Raw genomic sequence first — 15766 nt, 5'->3', positions numbered from 1 at the left:
CCGCTCGGGGCTCATGCGCTTGGTGGGCGATGGCGGCGCACAGCCTCGGGATTAGTGGAATCGGCACCCATGTAAACGCCTCGCTCCCAGGTGCGCTTCAAGGGGTCGGCCACCCGCAGTGCCATCCGCCCGATATGCTGGATGTCGATCTCGACCAGCTCGCCGTCCTGTAGCGCACCCAACCCTTCGTGGTTGGTGCCGCAGGCTATCAAGTCGCCGCTGTTGAGGGTCATGACGGTGGAGGCAAACTCGACCAACTCCGGCACGCGATGTTCCATGTCGTCGGTGCTGTAGTTATGGCGCAATTCACCGTTATTCCAGAACCGCACGTGCAGATCATTGGGATCGGCAATCTCGTCGGCGGTAGCGATACAGGGACCGATTGGCGCAAACGTGTCGAAGGATTTGCCCAGCCAGCTCCCCTGTTTCCAGGTGTAGCGTCCCTGGCCGCGCGCCGACACGTCAATCAGCGCCGTGTAGCCGAAGACCGCGCGCCGCCAATCCGCCGCCGCCACCATCTTGGCCGGCCCCTTGATTACCAGGGCGAGCTCCGCTTCGTGCATGAACATCCAAGGCTCGGTGAACTCGGGCAGGCGAATCGTGTCACCGGGCCCGACCACGGCGTCGGGGTTTTTCAGAAACATGTTGAGGGGGCGCGGCTCACGCTGGGCGTGCTCCCAGTAATTGGCGATGCAGCACAGGATTTTGCCCGGCCGCGGCAACGGCGGTAACAATCGCACCCGATCGGAGGGTAGCGCGGGGCCTTTGGAATCAAGCTCCGCCAACACCGGCCGCAGCTCTTCGAAGCGGTTAATGATCCCCTCCATCGTGAGTTCCGGAGTGTGACCTCGCGGCACCGCCGCCGCAATATTGACGATTCCACGCGTGGTCATCAGACCGGGGCAGATTTCTCCTTGCTCCGTCTGAAATAAAACCAGCTTCATTCTGGACCCTCCTCGGCGAGCTTTGAAGCTTGCGCCACAGGCTAGGCGGGTAGCGGCCAAAAAGCCATCCCGACGCAGCTCCCTTAAAGCGGATTGCTAAAAATGCTAGCACTCGACGTGGCGCTAATCGCGCGGGGAGGACAAAGTCATGTCAGCCACGGCTCGCGAGGCTCGTTTTCGAATGGTGGTCGAGCGGGATTTGGCGGTGCCGATGCGCGACGGCACGATCCTTTACGCCGATCTGTATCGCCCCGACGCGCCTGGCCGCTTTCCTGCCCTGGTGATGCGTACCCCTTACGACAAGGGGCAATCCACCTCCCCCGAGCGCGAATACTTTGCGAGCCGTGGCTATCTGGTAATCGTGCAGGACACCCGCGGCCGCCATTCCTCCCAGGGCCAGTTCGTGCCCTTCGTGCACGAGCACAACGACGGCCACGATACCCTGCGATGGGCGGCGCGGCTGGGGCAATGCAACGGGGTGGTAGGCAGCGTGGGCCAATCCTACCTGGGACTGGTGCAGTACTTGGCCGCGCCCAACGCTCCCGCCGAACTGCGCGCGGCCGCGGTGACATCGGGGCCGGTCACTTATTTCGAAGACTTCATCTATCGGCGCGGAGTCTTCGAGCTGGGCTGGATGCTGGGTTATTTCATCACAATGGTACGTGACAGCTTGGCCCGCCAGGGGCTTTACGAGCAGGAGCGGGCGCGACTGGACAGCTATTTGGAGGATCCGAAGCAACGCTTCTCGCCACTTACCCTGGAGCATTACCTCCATCTGCCGTTGGCCGATTGGGGCGAGCGATTGGGCCAAGGCGCACCCTATTTCAGCGATTATTTGCGCAACTGGCGCTACGGTTCGTATTGGGAGCAAACCGACCTGCGTGGACGAATAGGTGAGATCGACCTGCCGATGTTCCATATCGGCTCGTGGTACGACGTCTTTCAGTACGACACCCTGATGATGTACCAGGGGATGCGCCGGCAGGCTAAAAGCGAGGCGAGCCGACGTGCGCAGAAGCTGCTGATGGGACCATGGGCCCATCTGCTGCCCTATTCGATCCCCACCTCCAAGGGCACTGGGGAAAGCGATTTTGGTTCGGAGGCCCTAATCGAACTCAACGCTTATCAGCTTCGCTGGTTCGATTATTTTCTCAAGGGCATGGCTAACGGGGTACTGGAGGAGCCGCCGGTACGCATTTTCGTGATGGGGCGTAATCAATGGCGCGACGAACAGGAATGGCCGCTGACAAGAACGCGCTATACCAAGCTTTATCTGCATAGCGAGGGGCATGCCAATAGCCTTCGCGGCGACGGTCGGCTTTCCTTCACCCCGCCTGGCGAGCAGCCGGCAGATGGTTATGCCTACGATCCGCGCAATCCAGTTGCCACTCGCGGAGGCACCGTGCTCAGCCTTCCCAACGGGGTTTACGACCAGCGGGAAATCGAAGAGCGAGCTGACGTACTGGTGTATACGGGAGAAATTTTAGAGCGAGAGCTGGAGATTACCGGTCCGGTTACTTTGACGCTATTTGCATCATCGTCGGCGCCAGATACGGATTTTTGCGCCAAGCTTTGCGACGTGCGGCTCGACGGCTACGTGCAGAATTTAGTAGAAGGCGTCATCCGCGCTCGCTTTCGCGAATCGTTGTCGCAGCCAAGCCCCATCAAGCCAGGCGAGGTCTATCGCTTTTCAATTGATTTATGGGCAACCAGTCATGTGGTTAAGCCCGGCCATCGCTTGCGGCTGGAAATTACCTCCAGCAACTTTCCGCGCTATGACCGCAACCTCAACACCGGCGAGGACCCTATGTTGGGGACACGTATGCAAGTCGCGCAGCAGCGCGTCTTCCATGATGTCCGCGCTCCCTCTCATTTGGTCTTGCCGATCATTCCCTAACCCCGTGGTGCCAACAGTGGGCCGAACTGGGTCGGCGTCGCCACACTCCTCCTCGACCTCCGCCCTCACCACGCCGCGCGGCAGCGGAGGCCGCTTCAAGGTAGACGCCATCCTAATTGGCCGCAACCAGCCGCGGCCGCCGCGCGTTAGGGGAGGGCGAAGCAGGCCGTTTGGTGAGCGCGGGCTGAGCAGCTCGCGCCAGAGCGTCGTCGCGAGCGGGCCACCAAATAGCTGGGATAAAAGCCGCCGCTGCCGCAAAAACCGCAATTAGTAGTGTCATTATTTTGTTTACCTCCTGACGAGCACTGGTATAAGCAATTTCTGGACCAGCGCCCTTTGAAGATAAACCTAACCATTCGACTAGACTTTTCAACGATCCGTCGAAGAGAATCTGATGCGAATTGCGAAAGCGTTATCGCGCTTTGCAATCGTCCCCAGGCGGCGGTGCCGCGGACGGTCTCTCCTGTCTGCCTTTTCTATCCGGCCAAAGTCAGGGTGCGGCGGGCGCGCTCGACGATGGGCAAGTCGATGAGTTGGCCGCCAAAGGCGATTGAGCCGTCGCCCCGAGCCTGGGCCTGCTCGAAGGCGGCGATGACCTGGCGGCAATGTTCCAATTCGTCTGGGGTGGGGGTAAAGACCTGGTTGATGGCTTCGATCTGCGAGGGATGGATCAGCGACATCCCGGTGAAGCCTAGCCGGCGGGCCTGGGTCGCGTAGCGGGTCAGACCCGCGCTATCCTGCAGATTGGGCCAGACGCCATCGACAGCTTGGACGTTGGCTGCGGCGGCGGCTAGGGCGATGGCCGAGCGCGGATAGAGTAGCTCGCTGGCCTCGCCCTCGCGCTTGATGGGCAAGCCCAATTCCCGGCCGAAATCCTCGGCCCCGAACATCAGACCAATGACCCGCGGTGAAGCGCTGGCGATAGCGTGGGCCTGCATTAGGCCACGTGGGCTCTCGATCGCGACCATCAACCTAACTCCGCCTGCCTCCAGCCCGCAGTGTGTCTCGCGCGCATCGAGTAGGCCAGCCACCAATTTGATTTGTTCGGCCGTTTCCACCTTGGGCAGCAACAACCCCTCCAACCCCGGGGCCAGGACGGCGGCCAGGTCGTCCTGCATACGTTGATGGCCGATAGCATTGATTCGCACGTAGCGGGCGGGTGTCGGCCCCATTTGGTGGGCTCGCGCCAAGCTTTGACCGACCAACAGGCGAGCAGGATCCTTTTCCGCCGGTGCTACCCCGTCTTCGAGGTCGAGCATGATAGCGTCCACGCTGGTCAAAGCCAGCGCCTTGTCGATCATGCGTTGGCGGCTACCGGGCACGAACATCCAGGAGCGTAAGAGCTTTTGCACGTAATTCTCCCTGAGCGCGGCCGTTTAATAGGAGCGGGGAAGGCCGAGCACGTTCTGGCTGAGAAAGGCGAGCACCAGATTGTTGCTGACGGGGGCGGTAATGAAGAGTCGAGTTTCGCGGAACTTGCGCTCGATGTCGAAGTCGCGCGCAAAGCCGTAACCGCCGTGGGTATTGAGGCAGACGTTGGCGGCCTCCCAGGAGGCCTCGGAGGCCAGCCATTTCGCCATGTTGGCCTCGGCCCCGCATTTGTGATTGCGATCGAACTTGGCTGCGGCGTCCATCCGCATAAGATCGGCGGCGCAGATCCGCGCATAAGCCTGCGCGATTGGAAACTGGATACCTTGGTTGGCGCCGATCGGACGGCCGAAAACCTCGCGCTGGCGCGCATAGTTAGTCGCTCGTTCGATAAACCAGCGGCCGTCGCCCACGGCCTCGGCGGCAATCAGGATGCGTTCGGCGTTCCAACCGTCGATGATGTAGCGAAAGCCGCGCCCTTCCTCGCCCACCAAGCAATCGGCGGGAATCTCGACGTCGGTGAAGGTCAGGCTGTTGGAGTGATGGTTGATCATCAAGTCCAGCGGCCGGACCTCCAACTCCCCTTTGACCTCACGCATATCGAGCAAGAACACCGACAAACCCTGGGTTTTGTCCTTGAGCTCGGCGTAGGGCGTAGTGCGGGCCAAAAGCAGCATCAGATCGGACTCCTGGACTCGCGAGATGAAGATTTTTTGGCCGTTTATCACGTAATGGTCGCCGCGGCGCACGGCGCGGGTCTCCAGCTTGGTGGTTTCCGATCCGGCATTGGGTTCGGTCACGGCGAAGGCCTGCAAACGCAATTCGCCGCGCGCGATCGCGGGCAAGTAGCGGCGCTTTTGCGCCTCGCTACCGTGGCGCAGGACCACGCCCATCGTGTACATCTGGGCATGGCACGCGGCCGAGTTGCCACCGCAGCGGTTGATCTCTTCAAGGATGATGCTGGCTTCGGTGATACCTAAGCCCGAGCCGCCGTATTCCTCGGGGATCAGCGCGGCCAGATAGCCGCTGCGCGCCAAGGCGTCGACGAAAGCCTGCGGATAATCGCCGCGGCGATCCAGCTCGCGCCAGTAGGCGTCGGGGTACTCGCGGCATAGCTGTTGTACACCGGCGCGAATTTCGGCCTGATCTTCGGCACTCCCGCTGCTCATCTGTTGTTCCTTCACCCTACGGTTGTAATATATGCGCCAGCATAGTGGGAAGCAGGGCGCCAACTTGCGCCCGCTGCCTTTCGTCGCACGTCCCGCGTCATTTTTAGGCGAGGCTCAGGAGGGATCAACATGCCCATCAAAGCGGGCTGGGAAGGACGTTATTTCGAGGATTTCGCTCCCGGCGACATCTATCGCTGCCGGCTGGGGCGCACGGTCACCGAAGCCGACAATATCTGGTTCACGCTGCTGACCAACAATACCAACCAAATCCATTTCAACAACGAGTACGGCAAGCGCACTGAGTTCGGCCGCTGCCTCATCAACAGCGCCCTTACCATGGCGATCGTCGCTGGGATGAGCGTGGCCGACGTGAGTGAAAACGGCTTTGCTCTGGGCTGGGATCAGATCACGTTGCCTAACCCGCTGTTCGCCGGTGACACCCTGTATTCGGAATCCGAGGTGATTGAAAAGCGCGAGTCCAAGTCCAAGCCGCAGTGGGGAATTCTGAAGGTGCGCACCCGCGGCATCCAGCAGGAGGGCAAGGTAGTGATCGATTTTGTACGCAGCGTAATGGTCTGGAAGAGGGCTTATGCCCCCAAACAGGACCTGTTCCCCGAGCCGGTGGCGCGATGAGCGAGGGCAAGGCGGCTTCTCCCGCGCCGGTGCGGCGCGCGCTTGACGGAATCAAGGTGGTGGCCTTCGAAGCCTCGGTAGCCGCGCCCCATTGCAGCCGGATGCTAGCCGACATGGGCGCCGAGGTAATCAAGATCGAGCGACCGGGGGAGGGTGACCTGATTCGCCATTGGGACAGCGCCGTGCATGGCTTGTCATCAGGCTATGTGTGGCTTAACTGGAACAAGCGCAGCCTTGCGATCGATGTCAAACAACCGGCGGGCAAGGAAGTCATTCTCAAACTGGTCGCCCAGGCCGACGTGTTTCTGGAAAACTTCGCGCCTGGAGTGGTCGAACGGCTGGGACTGGGACCTGCCGACCTTTGCCAGCTCAATGCGCGTCTGATCTACTGCTCGCTTTCAGGCTACGGCCAGCAGGGCCCTTATCGTGACGTCAAGGCCTACGATTTGCTAGTTCAGGGTGAAAGCGGAATTATCGCCACCACCGGTTACAAGGATCAGATGGCACGAGCAGGCATCGCGATCGCGGACCTGACCTCCTCGATGTATGCCGCGCTTTCCATCATGATGGCGCTCTTTCAGCGCGAACGCAGCGGTCGCGGGCAGACCATCGATCTGTCGATGTTCGAAGCGATGACCGCCTGGCTGGGCTACTTCCCCCATTACTATTGGCATCGCGGCGAGGAGCCCGAGCGTACCGGAATGCGCCATCCCTATATCACGCCTTACGGACCCTATCGGGCGGGTGACGGAGTTTGGGTTAGCGTTGCGGTGGCGACGGCCCAGGATTGGGTCAAATTCTGCAAGCTGGTGCTTCAGCGCCCTGATTTGTTGGAGGACGCGCGCTTCGACACCGTCGAGCATCGGCGACACAATCGCGCGGTACTGGAGGAAATTGTCGAAAGATTGTTCCTGACCCAGCCCCATCAGGAATGGCTGGCACGCCTGCGCGCCGCCGACATGGCCTATGGCCTGGTGCGAGGAATCGGCGAGGTCCTAAACCACCCGCAGATCGAGGCTCGACAGATGATTGGAGAGGTCGATTCGCCGGTGGGGCGGCTGCCGGTGATGCGCTCGCCGATGCGGCTATCGGACAGCCCGCCGCGGTTCGATCGGATTCCGGACTTGGGCGAAGACAGCGAGGCCATCCTGCGCGAGCTGGGTTACGACGACGCGGCGATCGGCAAATTGCGCCAGGACAAAGTGATCTGACGGCGCCCACCTTGCGTTGGAAGAAAGCTTAAAACGTGAAACCGGAATTCTTCGAAGATTACCATGTGGGCGCCATCCACGAGTTTGGCAGCGCCAGGGTTGATGAAGCGGAACTCATCGATTTCGCCAGCCGTTACGATCCGCAATACCTGCATATCGACCGCGAGGCAGCCGCTCGCGGCCCTTTTGGCGGCTTGATCGCCAGCGGTTGGCATACTGCTAGTATTACAATGCGGCTATTGGTAGAGCATTTCATTCCCGCCGCCTCCAGCCTGGGCTCGCCCGGCATCGATGAGCTGCGCTGGCTGCTCCCGGTCCGGCCGGGTGATGAACTGCGCGTCAGGGTGACGGTGCTAGAGGCACGCCGCTCGCGCACCAAGCCCGACCGCGGGCTGCTCAAATCCTTGATGGAAGTCTTCAATCAACGGAACGAGCTGGTGATGAGCATGCGGGCGCTGAATTTCGTCCGTCTGCGCCATCCCGCGGGCTGAGCAAATGCGCTCAGGCCGCGCTGGATTGCAACTGGATGTAGTTCTCCAGGCCCATCCGGGCGATCATGTCCAACTGAGTCTCGATAAAATCGACGTGGGCTTCTTCGTCCACCAGAATCTTCTGCAGCAAGTCGCGCGTGGCAAAGTCGCGCGCACCCTCGACATAGGCGATCGCGTCGCGCAGATCTCCCAGCGCCTTGCGCTCCAAGCGCAGGTCTGCGTCAAGCACTTCCTTGACGTTTTCTCCGATTAGCAGCCGATCGAGATCCTGTAGATTGGGCAGACCTTCCAGAAACAGCACCCGTTCGATGACTGCATCGGCGTGGCGCATTTCGGCTATCGATTCCTTATATTCGTACTCTCCCAGCTTGTGAGTGCCCCAGTGTTTCAACTGGCGCGAATGGAGAAAGTACTGATTTATGGCGGTCAGTTCGTTACGTAAAACGAGGTTGAGGAATTGGATGATCCGAGGGTCGGTCTTCATCGACCAGCCTCCTGCCAATTGGTTAGCCTATCACAGAAACGGCGATGCGGGGGTCGCAGGGATGGGTGGATGCCTTGTCACCCTTTGCTAGCGCATTCCAACGGGGTACGTGCGGCCGCTTGCTGCTGGGAGGGCTGCAAAAACGTGCGCATCGAGGGTACGCACTTGCCGCAGGCTGGGCGTACAGCCATCGCGCGATACAGCGCGGCGACCGATTCGGCGCTCGCGGCGCGCGAGCGGAGTTGGCGGTCGGTTAGGGCATTACAGACACAGACATACATGCGGACACCTCAGATATTGAGAATCATTATCAACAATCGCCTGGTTTGGCAAGTAGCCGTTTAATAATTTTTAGTAGATGGAAAAGTTCGACGCGGTGGTCGTTGGTGCGGGGGCGGCCGGCCTGATGTGCGCCCTTACCGCCGGCCAGCGGGGCCGGCGCGTTTGCGTCCTTGAACATGGCCCGCAAGTGGGAGCGAAAATCCTGATTTCCGGTGGAGGGCGGTGTAATTTTACCAATCGCGAGGTGAGCGCGGAGCGGTTTCTTTCTGTCAATCCACATTTTTGCAAGTCGGCCCTTAGCCGTTACACGCCATCCGATTTCATCGCTTTGGTCGAACGCCATGGAATCGCCTATCATGAAAAAACCCTCGGACAATTGTTTTGCGATGGTTCGGCACGCCAGATTGTCGAAATGTTGCTGCACGAGTGCGCCCAGGCCGGGGTCGAGATTCGACTCAATTGCGCGCTGAGGGAGATTGTCCATGCCAATGGTTTTTGCCTTGCCACGGCTAGAGGCGCGCTGGAGGCTGCGGCCTTGGTGATTGCCACCGGCGGCCTGTCGATTCCTAAGCTTGGCGCTAGTGGCTTTGCTTATGATGTTGCCCGCCGATTCGGTCTGCGAGTAATCGAGCCGCGGGCGGGGCTGGTGCCGCTTCGTGTTGAGGGCGAAGCGCTGGCGCTGTGCCAGGAACTGGCGGGGGTTTCGCTCGAAATCTCCGTAAGCTGCGGCAGGCAGGCCTTTCGCGAGAATCTCTTGTTTACTCATCGCGGCGTTTCAGGTCCCGCGATACTTCAGATTTCGTCTTACTGGCAAGCCAGCGATATGGTGCGATGCGACCTCCTACCTGATGTCGATAGCGAGGCCTGGCTCAAGGACCGCAAGCGCAGCCGGCCTGCGGCGGAACTGAAAACCGTGCTGGCCGAGATGATGCCTGCGCGGTTGGCCCGCGCGCTGGTTGCTCTGCAGGGTTTGTCAGGCCCAATGGCCAGCCTGTCCGACCGAGACTTGCAAGCGTTCGCGCGCAGGCTCAAAAGGTTCCCTATCCGAGCATCGGAGTCGGAGGGATGGGCCAAGGCCGAGGTGACAGTAGGCGGGGTCGATACGGCTGCTCTTTCTTCGCGCACAATGGCGGTGCGCGAGGTCCCTGGTTTGTACTTTATCGGCGAAGCCGTCGATGTGACCGGCTGGCTGGGCGGTTATAACTTCCAATGGGCCTGGGCCAGTGGCTGGTGCGCAGGTCAGGCAGTGTAAGATCGAAGGGCGCACCTCGGGCACTCGAATTCTTAAGCGCTTTATGAGCACTTTTTAGCAGCTGCAAGGTAAACGCAGGCGATACCGGCCGCGGTGCCACTTTTCGAGATAAGCCGGCATCGCCTGAGAGAAGAGCCCTCCCTCAAGCCGTGGGAGTTAGGGTCTGCACCCGGGTACGAGTGTCCTGAGTGAGTACTACATCGTTGACGTCGCGACCCAGCTTGGTGCCGTCGGAAAACGTCAAACGGATGGTGTAATTGAATTTCCAAGTCTCACTTTTTTTAGGGACAAAGCTGACAGTGGCGTTAAGCCTGGCAATTGGTCGGCGCTAATCGAGGTAGCGACATCCAGGGCGAAGGGACCGTTGGTGGAGTTGGAATCAAAGCGGCCGGTCAGATCGCGTACCTGTGCGATTTGCGCTCCGGCCCGGCTTAGGGTGACAGACACCGCGGTGTCCGCCGGCTTGGCGCGGTCGGTAGTGTGAAAAACGATCGAGGCAGCTACCAGCTTGGCGGCTTTGGTTGGGGTCTGGGCTTGAACGGGATCGGCAATGAATTCCACCAGGAGGGCAAGCACGACAATAAGTAGGGAAACCTTGAACGAAATTGGTGCAGCTGTGCGCATAAGCGAAACCTCCACCTAGTAAATGGTTTGAAATCTCAAACCGAGAGCAGGCCAGGCGTTGCCTTTCAACCAAGGCTAACCGCTCGCTAGCGCCACGCAACAAAATATCGCTAAGTAGCCCCGCGGGTTTGCGCGGCGGACGCTTTGTCAGTATGTGTTGGATTCACGAGTTGCCATGGCAGCGTACTGGACCGGCTTAAGACGGATCTTGATAGCCACCATCGTCAGCGGCCTGCTGGCCGGCGTGGGCGGTTGTGCCAGCGTTCACCCGGCCAGCAACGTGCCGGCGGTGGATGCCACTGGCACCTGGGATGGTCAGAGCCAGGTGACTAATTGCGGGCTGATGGCGACAGGTTCGATGGCGCGATGCAACGCCATCAATTTGATCAGCATTTCGCTCAGTCAAAACGGTACCGACTTGAGCGGAGCCTATCATTGCTCGTACGGCAATATGATTTGTCGCGATGGCGGTTCCGATGATGCCGGTCGTATCAGCAACGGCTGGGTTAGCGGCGCCAATGTTTTCATAACGGTGGAGATTCTTTCCGACGGTTCGACCTGCCGCTTCAATGGAAGGCTGAGGGGAAGCAAGTTGAACGGTAGCTACGAATGCTATCAAGGTGGCGGATTGGTAGAGGAGGGGATCTTTCAGGCCGATCGCCTAGGCGGCTAGGCAAACGGCGCTCAACATGCCGTGGGCTGGCTAGGTCTGCGACAGCCAGGCGATTCCAACCAACACCAGCATCACCGCGCCCAGGCGTGCCGGGCTCCAGCTCTCATGCAGAGCGAACAGGCTCAGCCCCAGCGTAAACAAAGCTTCTACCCCAAGCACAAAGATGTATGCCAAGCCCAGGTCGACGCGGCGCATCGCAACCGCCTGCAGGCTGGCGGAGGCCACGAACAGGACCAGGAAGGAAATGCTGGGCAGTGGTCGTGATAGTCCGTGAGAAAGCTTCATGAAAAAGCCGCCAAGCGCATAGCCCGCGGCGGCCACGATCAGTTCGAACAGTGCCATAGAGTGTAGGCGCGTAGCCGCGGGTGAGCGGGTGCACGCGCGCTTGGCGATCAGGCTTGGGGTGGGAAAAGTTGTGCGCCGCTCTCTTCGTCAATCACCGTGATAGCGCGTACTGGGCAACTGCGCGCTGCGGAGATTACTACCGCTGCGGACGCGCCCTCGGGGTTGACCACCTCCGACTTGCCTTCCGCGTCAAAGCCGAAAACCGCAGGAGCCGTTTCAGCACAATCGCCGCTGGCGATACACAGCTCCTTGTCAACCATGATTTTAAGCTTGGCCATCGCTCCCTCCTGCGCCGAGACCATCGGTTGGGGTTGCTCGTGAAATTGCCTCACAATAGGTTTGTCGGGCGGGCTGCGCAAGTGCCCGGGCAGGGTCCTCAACCTGGAAAGGAGTGGCAAGTTGATAATTGGTAGCGGCATCGATTTGATCGAGGTGGCGCGGGTACGTCAAGCGCTGGAACGTCCGCATACCGGGCCGCGCTTTTGCGCGCGCATCTTCACGCCCGGCGAGACTCGCTACTGCGAGGCCCGCGGGCGGGCGCGCTACCAAAGTTACGCCGCGCGCTTCGCGGCCAAGGAGGCGACCATGAAGGCGTTGGGCACGGGTTGGAGCGCCGGCGTAGGCTGGCGCGATATCGAGGTGGTGCGCGAGCGCGGGCGGCCACCCACCATCAAGCTGTGGGGCACAGCGGCTACGCTGGCGGCGCGGCGCGGAATCAACGCCTTTCACCTCAGTATCAGCCACAGCGCCGAGCAGGCAGTGGTCGCGGTAATCGCCGAGGGCTAGTGTCGCGTCTCTGACCAAGAGCGCTTCGCGATCGCCGCCAATGCAACGCGAGGCTTGTTGTCGCTTACTGGTCTAGCTTGCAGCAGCTTTGGACGTCGTTCTGGGCCCGGTCGGCGTCCATCGGATAGAGATGGGGATGGCCGACCCAAACGCCCCAACCAATCTCTTCTTGCACATAATTGACGCTTCCAGGTGCAATATCCAGCTCGACCTGATCTTCCCGGTCCGTGGAAGCACGGCAGCGTACCGTGCCGGGTTTGACGACGAACGCGTGGTAACCACCTGGGCCTACCGCTGCGCGCAGTGAGCCACAGGTTACCACGGGATGGAGTAGCGAGCCGCCGAAGCGATAGGGACGATAGACGTAAATCACCGCGTCTTGCGGCTGGATGGCAACCGGTTTGAAGGCCGGTCCGCTGCTGGCGCAGGCCCCGAGCATCAAGCCCGCAACCATAACCCAACATGCGCGGGCCTTCACTCGGTAAATCCTTGAACGGGGGGCTGGCGAGCGTGCGCCACCGCCGCGCGCAGGCGGGCGGCATCGCTCACCAGATCGGCCGCCAGAGCCCGGCGTACCTCAGCTCGGGCGCGTCGCTCCAGTTGCATGAAGGTGGGGCCCGAATAGATGGTGTAGGGCTGTTCCACTTGCGCTTGCGCGGTGTAATTACCTAGAACTTGGGCGCCTTGCGTTATTGCCACCGAAGCGAAAGCGGTTACTTGATAGTAGCCCAGGGGATGGCCGGCATAGGTGCGCGGATCGAAAGCGGTGCGCCACATTGGCAAGGTCACGTGGTCGTGGCTAAGCTCTTCGCGGAAGGAAAAGACCACTCCTGGAGTGCGCGCCAAGTCCGCCAGGGCGGCCGGTGGATCCCATGGTCCAGGTGGCACATCCGCGGCGGAGGCGGGCTGGGAGGGCGGCGCCGCGGACGAGGACTGGGAGGGCGCGCTGGCCAGCGCACACCCCGCCGCCAATACCATCACTGGCAGCCAGCGCGGGTGAGGCTTAACCCGAGCCCATCGCGACCGGTGCGGCGTGGATAGCCCTGGTTCGTTCGGTGGCCGCCGGATTGCGATAGACGTAGAGTTCGGTGTTGTGAAGGCGGCCGGCCGCTTTGTCGGTATGGTCAATTTGGTAAGTAACCTCGCGGAAATGGTCCGCGTACTGTCGATCGGCATTGTAGACCTGGTTGAACTTCCATAACATCCGCACGAAATTGGTCTGCCCGCGCAGCAGCAGACCCAGAGTAGTCCACGACAGATCGCGCAGCGCGGCGAAGCCGAGATGCTTGCGATCGATAACCGCCTGGGTCTTGACCAACTCCTGGTAAAATTTAAGCAGCGGTAAACGCGTAGGCAGTACCGCATGCTGAATATCGAATAGACGATAGTCGCGGGTAGTCAGTTTACGCGCGCCGGTTTGCCAAATCTCAGTGCCAGGATAGGGAGTGGCCACCGTCAAGTGGACGATCTCCGGAATGGAAAGGGCCCATTCGCGGACGAAACGGAAGCGTTGCTCGTCCCAGTCAGGATCGGCGATAAGATTGATCGCGACCGTCAATCCTAATTTGCGCGCCACTTCCAAAGCTTGCAGGTTAACACTGACCGAAGAGCGTTTGCGATGGGCGCGCAGGGCGTCGGCGTCGATCGCCTCCAGACCCAAAAACATGTACTCCAGCCCCAGGCGGCGCCAGTAGGCGAACACCTCCTGATTGCGGCACAGCACATCGGTGCGGGTTTCGAGATAATAACGCTTGCGGATCCGGCGCTGCTCCAAAGCGTGCCCGATGGCGAAGCCGTCTTCGGGATGGACAAAAGCTACGTCGTCCACGATGAATACGTTGGGTTCGTGGATGGAGGCCAACTCGTGCGCCGCCGCCTCCGGTGACAGCTTGCGATAGCTGCGTCCGTAAAAAGTCCATGCGCTGCAAAACGAGCAGTCCCAGGGGCACCCGCGGGTAAATTCCACCGAGGCGCAAGGGTCGAGCATGCCAATAAAATAGCGCCGCCGGCGGCGGGCCAGATGACGGGCGGGCAGGAAACTTTCCAGTGAATCCACCATCCGCGGCGGCGGCCCAAAGCCCTGCGCCGTCACCACCCCGGGCACCTGGAGCAGGTCGCGATCCCCGATCGCCTCCATCAAATCCGCGCCCGCTGCCTCCCCTTCGCCGCGCAACACGCAATCAATGGCACCTGCGCCGTGTTCGATAAGCTCGCCTGCTACAAACGACGCGCTGTGGCCGCCCACGAATACAAAGCAGCCCTGGGCTTTGGCCAGTTTGGCCAATTCCACCACCTCGGGTAGGTTGGCCAGATAGTTGAGCGATAGCCCCACCGCACGCGGCTTGAAGGAGCGCAACTCGCGGGCATAATCGGCGCCGGAAAAAACCTGCAGGTCCACCAGACGGACCTCATGGCCGGCGGCCAGCAACGCCGCGCCCAGCCGTTCCAAGCCTAGCGGCTCTAGGCGCAGGTAAATCTCGCTGTAGGTAAGCGGACCAGGATGGGCCAACAGAATACGCATCGGTAACGCCACTCTTGGAGTCTTGAGTTTATCTGCTTAATTATCAGCCAAAAGGTTTGTAGGCCGCTTTTTACATCGATATATATCGGGCCAAACCTTCATCAATTAGCATAAAGCTGCTTCTAACTGTGGCGCGTGGATCTCGGACACGCAAGTATTCTTTGCCATTAAATAACAAACGGCCCCGGCCACGAGATGCGCGACACAGGCACCGGCGCAAAGTCAGCGCGCGCGCGGCTTGCGGCGCTAGCTGACCTCTCCGTGACAGCCGACGCGCAGACTAAGGGTGGAACGCGCGGGCAGCGCGTAGTGATTTGTCGCCCCTAGGGCGCCATCAGAGCCCGTTTACCTAGCGAAATTGAAACTGGATTCGACCGGGGGAATTTTCGTCGGTCACCCGGGTTATCCAATGACGCAGGCCGGGTGGCAGATCAAGATAGCGATGGTCGGCGTCGCCGTAGATCTCGAAGGTGTGACGGGTAAAGAAGGCGGCGGCAACCTTGCCAGTATCCAAATCCAGCGCAAAAGCCGCGCGGCGTGTGGCGCATTGACTACGCACGCAGGCTTCCGCAACGAGGTCGCGTCCTACCAATCCTATCGGAAATAGCACCTGGAAGCGGTTCCTGAAGGCGGTATAACGGGCGCCAAGCAGCTCGTGTAGCGGCCGGTTGACCGCCGGCAGGTTAAGAAACTGAGAATCGGGAAGCCGTCCCGCATAGCCGGATAATTGGGGGGGAGCGGGTTGCGCCTTCTCAACCGGGCCCAGCCCGAGCATCAAGGTTACCATGCCTGCCACAATCCACCGCCTGCATCCCATTGCTGACCATCCTGTTGAAGTAAGAAGAGGTCGGCAGCCGGATGCCTGTGGACATCCGGCTGCGCTCGGTGCACGAGAGGCGATTAATTGGTTGCCAGTTGGCCCGTCGTTGGGGTCACGCGTTGGGTTTCGTACTTGGAGATGAAGCGGGTGCGCGACCAGGCGATGAAGGCTGGCAGCACCAGCACGCCGGCGAACATGTTGGTGAACATCAGGAAAATCAGCAGCACGCTCATCTCGTTATGAAACAGCAGCGGTGAGAAGGCCCA

19 protein-coding genes are annotated in these 15766 nt (G+C 60.5%); 7 read left to right on the top strand and 12 right to left on the bottom strand.

The features are described from left to right. Positions 1–11 precede the first annotated feature (11 nt). Positions 12–944, bottom strand: a complete 933-nt coding sequence (locus VKV28_09110; protein HLH76947.1) for a fumarylacetoacetate hydrolase family protein — start codon at positions 942–944, stop codon at positions 12–14. 148 nt (positions 945–1092) lie between these two features. Here VKV28_09110 and VKV28_09105 point away from each other — a divergent pair, with 148 nt between their 5' ends. After that, positions 1093–2841 carry a CocE/NonD family hydrolase gene (locus VKV28_09105; GenBank protein ID HLH76946.1) on the top strand — a complete coding sequence of 583 codons (1749 nt, stop codon included), beginning with the start codon at positions 1093–1095 and terminating at the stop codon, positions 2839–2841. 476 nt (positions 2842–3317) lie between these two features. Here the strand turns inward: VKV28_09105 and VKV28_09100 are convergent, their stop codons facing one another. Together VKV28_09100 and VKV28_09095 are read right to left on the bottom strand one after the other, a co-directional pair. Further along, a complete protein-coding gene (locus tag VKV28_09100; protein ID HLH76945.1) occupies positions 3318–4193 on the bottom strand; it encodes a CoA ester lyase in 876 nt (291 codons plus the stop codon). A gap of 24 nt (positions 4194–4217) precedes the next feature. Then, positions 4218–5378, bottom strand: a complete 1161-nt coding sequence (locus VKV28_09095) for an acyl-CoA dehydrogenase family protein (protein ID HLH76944.1) — start codon at positions 5376–5378, stop codon at positions 4218–4220. Between the two features lie 129 nt (positions 5379–5507). Here VKV28_09095 and VKV28_09090 point away from each other — a divergent pair, with 129 nt between their 5' ends. From VKV28_09090 to VKV28_09080, 3 genes are read left to right on the top strand one after another with little or no spacing between them, the layout of a single operon-like run. Next, a complete protein-coding gene (locus tag VKV28_09090) occupies positions 5508–6011 on the top strand; it encodes a MaoC family dehydratase (protein ID HLH76943.1) in 504 nt (167 codons plus the stop codon). Continuing rightward, complete coding sequence (locus VKV28_09085) at positions 6008–7222, top strand: CaiB/BaiF CoA-transferase family protein (protein ID HLH76942.1); 1215 nt, start codon at positions 6008–6010, stop codon at positions 7220–7222. Before VKV28_09090 ends, VKV28_09085 begins: the two co-directional genes overlap by 4 nt. A 35-nt stretch (positions 7223–7257) precedes the next feature. Next, positions 7258–7713: a MaoC family dehydratase gene (locus tag VKV28_09080; protein ID HLH76941.1), complete on the top strand. Its 456-nt coding sequence runs from the start codon at positions 7258–7260 to the stop codon at positions 7711–7713. 10 nt (positions 7714–7723) lie between these two features. Here VKV28_09080 and bfr read toward each other — a convergent pair whose 3' ends face one another. Continuing rightward, positions 7724–8197: a bacterioferritin gene (gene bfr, locus VKV28_09075; GenBank protein HLH76940.1), complete on the bottom strand. Its 474-nt coding sequence runs from the start codon at positions 8195–8197 to the stop codon at positions 7724–7726. Between the two features lie 358 nt (positions 8198–8555). Between bfr and VKV28_09070 the strand changes: the two genes are divergently transcribed. Continuing rightward, positions 8556–9731: an NAD(P)/FAD-dependent oxidoreductase gene (locus VKV28_09070; protein ID HLH76939.1), complete on the top strand. Its 1176-nt coding sequence runs from the start codon at positions 8556–8558 to the stop codon at positions 9729–9731. A 240-nt stretch (positions 9732–9971) separates the two neighbouring features. Here the strand turns inward: VKV28_09070 and VKV28_09065 are convergent, their stop codons facing one another. After that, positions 9972–10355, bottom strand: coding sequence for a hypothetical protein (locus VKV28_09065; protein ID HLH76938.1), 384 nt, complete (start codon positions 10353–10355; stop codon positions 9972–9974). 175 nt (positions 10356–10530) lie between these two features. Here VKV28_09065 and VKV28_09060 point away from each other — a divergent pair, with 175 nt between their 5' ends. After that, positions 10531–11028: a hypothetical protein gene (locus VKV28_09060; protein HLH76937.1), complete on the top strand. Its 498-nt coding sequence runs from the start codon at positions 10531–10533 to the stop codon at positions 11026–11028. Between the two features lie 30 nt (positions 11029–11058). On the opposite strand, the gene VKV28_09055 is transcribed toward VKV28_09060, so the two are convergent. Together VKV28_09055 and VKV28_09050 are read right to left on the bottom strand one after the other, a co-directional pair. Further along, positions 11059–11370 carry an SMR family transporter gene (locus tag VKV28_09055; GenBank protein HLH76936.1) on the bottom strand — a complete coding sequence of 104 codons (312 nt, stop codon included), beginning with the start codon at positions 11368–11370 and terminating at the stop codon, positions 11059–11061. Positions 11371–11420: 50 nt separating this feature from the next. Continuing rightward, entirely contained in the window at positions 11421–11651 is a 231-nt protein-coding gene (locus tag VKV28_09050) for a ferredoxin (GenBank protein ID HLH76935.1), read from the bottom strand. A gap of 121 nt (positions 11652–11772) precedes the next feature. Here VKV28_09050 and VKV28_09045 point away from each other — a divergent pair, with 121 nt between their 5' ends. Continuing rightward, complete coding sequence (locus tag VKV28_09045) at positions 11773–12159, top strand: holo-ACP synthase (protein HLH76934.1); 387 nt, start codon at positions 11773–11775, stop codon at positions 12157–12159. A 64-nt stretch (positions 12160–12223) separates the two neighbouring features. Here the strand turns inward: VKV28_09045 and VKV28_09040 are convergent, their stop codons facing one another. The 5 genes from VKV28_09040 to VKV28_09020 form a co-directional block, all read right to left on the bottom strand. Next, complete coding sequence (locus VKV28_09040) at positions 12224–12613, bottom strand: hypothetical protein (GenBank protein HLH76933.1); 390 nt, start codon at positions 12611–12613, stop codon at positions 12224–12226. A gap of 20 nt (positions 12614–12633) precedes the next feature. After that, entirely contained in the window at positions 12634–13137 is a 504-nt protein-coding gene (locus tag VKV28_09035) for a hypothetical protein (GenBank protein HLH76932.1), read from the bottom strand. Between the two features lie 25 nt (positions 13138–13162). Then, complete coding sequence (hpnR, locus tag VKV28_09030; protein ID HLH76931.1) at positions 13163–14680, bottom strand: hopanoid C-3 methylase HpnR; 1518 nt, start codon at positions 14678–14680, stop codon at positions 13163–13165. Between the two features lie 349 nt (positions 14681–15029). Further along, positions 15030–15476 (bottom strand): hypothetical protein, encoded by a 447-nt coding sequence (locus VKV28_09025; GenBank protein ID HLH76930.1) that lies wholly within the window; start codon positions 15474–15476, stop codon positions 15030–15032. A gap of 104 nt (positions 15477–15580) precedes the next feature. Continuing rightward, positions 15581–15766, bottom strand: a 186-nt coding sequence (locus tag VKV28_09020) for a hypothetical protein (protein HLH76929.1), incomplete at its 5' end; no start/stop codon positions are given.

Source organism: Candidatus Binataceae bacterium, assembly GCA_035294265.1.
GTDB lineage: Bacteria > Desulfobacterota > Binatia > Binatales > Binataceae > DATGLK01.
Note: the sequence above shows the minus strand (reverse complement) of the source record. Positions and strands in the feature narration are given on the sequence as shown.

Excerpts from the sequence above, each read along its gene's own strand:
- VKV28_09090 (HLH76943.1), top strand. The coding sequence starts at position 5,508 with ATGCCCATCAAAGCGGGCTGGGAAGGACGTTATTTCGAGGATTTCGCT.
- VKV28_09095 (HLH76944.1), bottom strand. The coding sequence starts at position 5,378 with ATGAGCAGCGGGAGTGCCGAAGATCAGGCCGAAATTCGCGCCGGTGTA.
- VKV28_09050 (HLH76935.1), bottom strand. The coding sequence starts at position 11,651 with ATGGCCAAGCTTAAAATCATGGTTGACAAGGAGCTGTGTATCGCCAGC.
- VKV28_09085 (HLH76942.1), top strand. The coding sequence starts at position 6,008 with ATGAGCGAGGGCAAGGCGGCTTCTCCCGCGCCGGTGCGGCGCGCGCTT.
- VKV28_09110 (HLH76947.1), bottom strand. The coding sequence starts at position 944 with ATGAAGCTGGTTTTATTTCAGACGGAGCAAGGAGAAATCTGCCCCGGT.
- VKV28_09035 (HLH76932.1), bottom strand. The coding sequence starts at position 13,137 with ATGGTATTGGCGGCGGGGTGTGCGCTGGCCAGCGCGCCCTCCCAGTCC.
- VKV28_09105 (HLH76946.1), top strand. The coding sequence starts at position 1,093 with ATGTCAGCCACGGCTCGCGAGGCTCGTTTTCGAATGGTGGTCGAGCGG.
- bfr (HLH76940.1), bottom strand. The coding sequence starts at position 8,197 with ATGAAGACCGACCCTCGGATCATCCAATTCCTCAACCTCGTTTTACGT.
- VKV28_09040 (HLH76933.1), bottom strand. The coding sequence starts at position 12,613 with ATGGTTGCGGGCTTGATGCTCGGGGCCTGCGCCAGCAGCGGACCGGCC.
- hpnR (HLH76931.1), bottom strand. The coding sequence starts at position 14,680 with ATGCGTATTCTGTTGGCCCATCCTGGTCCGCTTACCTACAGCGAGATT.
- VKV28_09060 (HLH76937.1), top strand. The coding sequence starts at position 10,531 with ATGGCAGCGTACTGGACCGGCTTAAGACGGATCTTGATAGCCACCATC.
- VKV28_09070 (HLH76939.1), top strand. The coding sequence starts at position 8,556 with ATGGAAAAGTTCGACGCGGTGGTCGTTGGTGCGGGGGCGGCCGGCCTG.
- VKV28_09055 (HLH76936.1), bottom strand. The coding sequence starts at position 11,370 with ATGGCACTGTTCGAACTGATCGTGGCCGCCGCGGGCTATGCGCTTGGC.
- VKV28_09065 (HLH76938.1), bottom strand. The coding sequence starts at position 10,355 with ATGCGCACAGCTGCACCAATTTCGTTCAAGGTTTCCCTACTTATTGTC.